This window comes from Acrocarpospora macrocephala, from assembly GCF_009687865.1.
In the GTDB taxonomy this organism is placed as follows: domain Bacteria; phylum Actinomycetota; class Actinomycetes; order Streptosporangiales; family Streptosporangiaceae; genus Acrocarpospora; species Acrocarpospora macrocephala.
Genome location: NZ_BLAE01000145.1, coordinates 1 through 3,939, shown reverse-complemented (window position 1 = coordinate 3,939; position 3,939 = coordinate 1). Strand labels below are relative to the sequence as shown.

Sequence of the window (3,939 nt, the reverse complement as noted above, 5' to 3'; positions counted from 1 at the left end):
GTGCCGTATTCTCTGAACTATCAAACGATCATGAAGAGGGGTTGCGGGAGCTTGGCTGTGAACGTCGATGCGGACAGCTTTCAGCTCCGCCTCCTTGCAGGCAGGGTGGCCGTGCGGCCGGCGACGTCGCGGAAGGTCGGCATGTCGAGAGGGACGACGGCGGCCTTCCGTACTCGTTCTTCGAGCTGGGCGAGCTTGCCGTTGGCGGCGGTGAGGGTGAGGCCCAGCTGTTCGAGGTCGCCCAGCCAGCCGCGTTCGTTGGCTTCGGCGATGCGGGCGACCGTGTTGTCGCGGATCTCGACCAGGCGCAGCTTCTCATGTGGGTTGACGCGCAGGAGAGGGCATCTCACGCAGGCGTGCTCGTGTTGGCAGCTCGTCCCGTAAGCCCGGCCGCACTCGCCCAAGGCCAACTTCCGCCGCTGGAAGTGGCCGAGGAACTCCTCCCACTCCTGGTCGGTCGGAGTGCGGTACTCCTCGCTGGGACGCAGCGCCCGTCGGCGGGCGATAAAGGCCCGGTGACCGTTGATCACCTCTTGGGGATAGACGGCGTGATACCCCATGGTGGTATTAATGTCCTTGTGCCCCAAGATCAACTGCGTTATGTGCGGGGGCATCCCGTTGAGGATCGCCTCGGTCGTGAAGAGCCTTCGGAAGTCGTGGGGTGTGTAGCGCAGTGGTTGCCCTGATGTGTCGGTGAGGCCGGTCTGTTCGAGGAGCAGTTTCAGGCTTAGGCGAATCGCGCTGTCGCTGACTCCGCGGAGATGGCCGCCGTTCCGCCACTGGAACAGCAGTGGCATGGGCGGGTTCCAGACCCTCTCGTGGGGGTCCCAGGAGGCGACGAGGGGGATTTGCCCGGTGCTGTCACGGACTCGGGTGACGATCGCGGCAAGGACATCTGCCAGTTCGACGTCGATGACCAGGAGGCGTTCCTCGTCGGTCTTGGAGGGCGCGATATGTAGCAGCGGGATGAGTTCACCGGTATCGGGCAGGGTGTACTGGGTGATGCTGTGGTGGCTGGTCTCCAGCATCTCCTCGATCCGGCAGCCGGTGTGCCGCAGGAACTCCACCGTCGCCCACGCCCAGAATGCCCGCCGCTCGGCGGAACCCAGGTTGTGGCGACGACCTGCGGTGTCGAAGGCGTAGGCAGTGGTGGATGGACCATGAGCGCCGGAGCTCTTCTGCTTGATGAACGTCTGGTCCAGGACCGTGAAGGACTCGCCGGGCATTGCGCTGTTGAAGGCGTCCAGGCGGAGCCGGGCTTGCTGAAGTTGCTGATGCGCGGCTTGGACGAGAGCGGGTAGCGCGGGAAGCCGTTCGCGCGTGCGTTGATCCATCCGGGCTTTCCGGTGCGCCTTGCCCTTCTTGGCCGAGATCTCGGCCAACGTGATCGGGCAGGGCACGGCCCATGGCCCCCAGCGGGCGGGGTCTTCGGCGGCCCATTGGGCGATATCGAGGTAGAACGCCCTGACTGACGTCAGGAGGCTCACCACGTTAGTGCGAGGTGAGGAAATCTCGGCTATGGAGCCGTCCGGCTGCCGCTGGCGGGTGACCTTCGTGCGGAGGCGTTCTTTCCAGGCATCGGCGATCTCGGGGCTGAGACGGATGGATTCGATCCCCGGTTGGATGGACTCCAGGGTTTTCCAGTAGTGCATGCTCAGGGTCCGGGAGGCTTGCCGCAAGCTGGTGTAGTCCAGGATTGACTGGCGTTCGTGCAGGTAGTCGACGATCAGGTCCCGGACTGGCTTGCACTGCAGGGAGTAGCGGTCCACGAGTTGCTCGACGGTGAGCTGGCCGGAGTAGATTTGCAGATACTGCATGGTCGGCGGGGCGTCGGCGGGAAAGATGCCCAGGTCCCGCAGCATGCTGTAGAAATGCGATCTTCCTGCGGATTTCTTGACTCGAGTCCTCGCCTCGACCTCTCGAAGTTCCAGGCAGTCACCGACGACGATGTCCTTGACGCCACCGCCCTTGGCCAGGACCAGGGTGGCGATCTGGCCGAGCGCGATCGCCACCCTGCTCGATGAGCTCGTCTCCTGGCCGATCGCGGCCTGAAGGTCGGCGTAGCCCCGCGGATCGCGATGGGCCGCGACCGCGTTCCGCCAGTGCTGGGACTGGACGATCCGCGACAGCCACTCCAGATCCGGCCGGAACACGTCCGCGCAGAGCACGGCGACCAGCCCGGCCCCGAGCAGGTCCCTGTTGCATCGCCCGTCTCGTCCCTGCCACCAGGACAACGGCTCGTTCGTCCATTCCGCGCCCGACTCCTGGGCACCGGAAGCCAGCCACCGTTGCTGCCAGGTAGTCCCGGGCATCGTCTCCAACCACGCCAACAACCTGAGCGCCCCAGTCCGCCGCGAATAGTGTGTGTGCTTGTTGGCGCTTCGCAACGGTGGGCGGTCCAGGCGCTCCACGATCTGCTCCGTACTGGCGCAGGTGGCCGGCCATGCCTCAGGTATCGAACGGGGCGGGAACTTGGCCCGGAGTTGCCTGAGCGCCTCGCCGGCGGCGGAGGCGGCACCTTGCCACTGACCGCCGGCCTGAGATCGGGTCTCCTGCTCAGGAGGTTGAGTCCGGATGGTCATGAGGGGTCCCCGAACAGGGTGCGCAGAGACTCGGGGTTGTAGCCCGGAGCCGGCGGCGGAGGCGTCTGGGCGGGCTTGCTGGCCCGCCGCTGGTGGTAGGCCCGGGTGTTGACGATGACTTCGTGCTGGTCGGGAGCGGTGTAGAGCTGGGTGGTCTCCAGCGAGACGTGCGCGAGGATCCACTGGACATCGGTGATGGACATTTCTGGGTCCTGGGCCATCCGCCAAGCGGCCGTGTGCCGCAGGTCGTGGATGCCCCAGTTTGAGCCGAGCAACTCGTTGGCGCGCTGGAACATGGCGCGGGCCGCCGCGTAGGTGAGCGGCCGAAACGGCCGCCGGAGCGTGAACCACAACGGCTGGTCGCGGCCCCGGGGAGCTCCCCGCTTCCAGATCTCTTCCTGGTAGAGCCGCAGCCAGACGAACGCGTCCGGCGAGACCGGGATCTGCTGGATATCCCGGCTGCCCTTACGGGTCACCGAGATCAACTGGTCACCCGGATACACGTCACCCTGGAAGGAGTCCAGCAACTCCTCGGCACGGGCACCGGTCGACACCCAGAACGCCAGCAGAGCCCGGTCCCGGTGGTATTTCAACCCGGCGAAGATCTCGTTGAACTGCTCGTCGGGGATACGCTTGGGGATACGCTTCGAAACCTTGGGCCGGTAACGACCCTTCCGCCCACGCTTGAACTGGTCCATCGGATTGTGGTGGGCGTTGGCCCGGCCCGCACGCCGCGACCGGTCCAGCGGGAACGGGTTGATGATGGGACCCTGGCCAGTCTCCAGGTGGACGTCATAGAAGGTGCGCAAGGTCGACTCGGCGCGCGCCCTGGTCGCGGGCGCGTACTTGAGGCCAGGCCCTGCCTTCCCCGTCACCGGGTTCGCCCCCGCCGACGCACGCTTCACCGTTCCGGGCTTCTCATCTGAGGCTGGTGGCGAAGCCCCATCCCGATAACGCCAATGAACTCGAGTCGGCTTGTCCGCGATCCGCATCCACCGCAGGAAGTCCCGACCCTCGATCGTGGTCGCGTGGTTCCACGCAACCCCGACAGCCGCCAGCCACCGCCACCACAGCAACAAGTCGTTGCCGTAGGCTCTCAGCGTCGAAACCGACTTTTCCTCCGCCTGGAGCCCGGCGAAGAAAACAGCCACCGGCTCCACCAGTACACCGTCAGCATCCAGCAGCTGGAACGGCTCCCATGCATTCCCGGTCTCGGCCAGCCGTCCCAAATCGAGTACGACCACCCTCGCCAGATCCAGCTGATCATTCCCACCGACCATGAGGCGGGACGCTAACAGAGACACCGCCAACATGCCCCTGAACTGCGAAAACTCATGATTTAGTTCAGTTAACTCGT

2 protein-coding genes are annotated in these 3,939 nt (G+C 65.3%); both read right to left on the bottom strand.

Annotated elements, in window-relative coordinates:
* Positions 1-80: 80 nt before the first annotated feature.
* A complete protein-coding gene (locus tag Amac_RS53285) occupies positions 81-2,312 on the bottom strand; it encodes a tyrosine-type recombinase/integrase (RefSeq protein ID WP_218041817.1) in 2,232 nt (743 codons plus the stop codon).
* A 266-nt stretch (positions 2,313-2,578) separates the two neighbouring features.
* Positions 2,579-3,862 carry a tyrosine-type recombinase/integrase gene (locus Amac_RS53280; RefSeq protein ID WP_155362060.1) on the bottom strand — a complete coding sequence of 428 codons (1,284 nt, stop codon included), beginning with the start codon at positions 3,860-3,862 and terminating at the stop codon, positions 2,579-2,581.
* Positions 3,863-3,939: the final 77 nt, after the last annotated feature.

Coding starts and splice junctions, on each gene's coding strand:
- Amac_RS53280 (WP_155362060.1), bottom strand. CDS start 3,862: ATGGTCGGTGGGAATGATCAGCTGGATCTGGCGAGGGTGGTCGTACTC.
- Amac_RS53285 (WP_218041817.1), bottom strand. CDS start 2,312: ATGCCCGGGACTACCTGGCAGCAACGGTGGCTGGCTTCCGGTGCCCAG.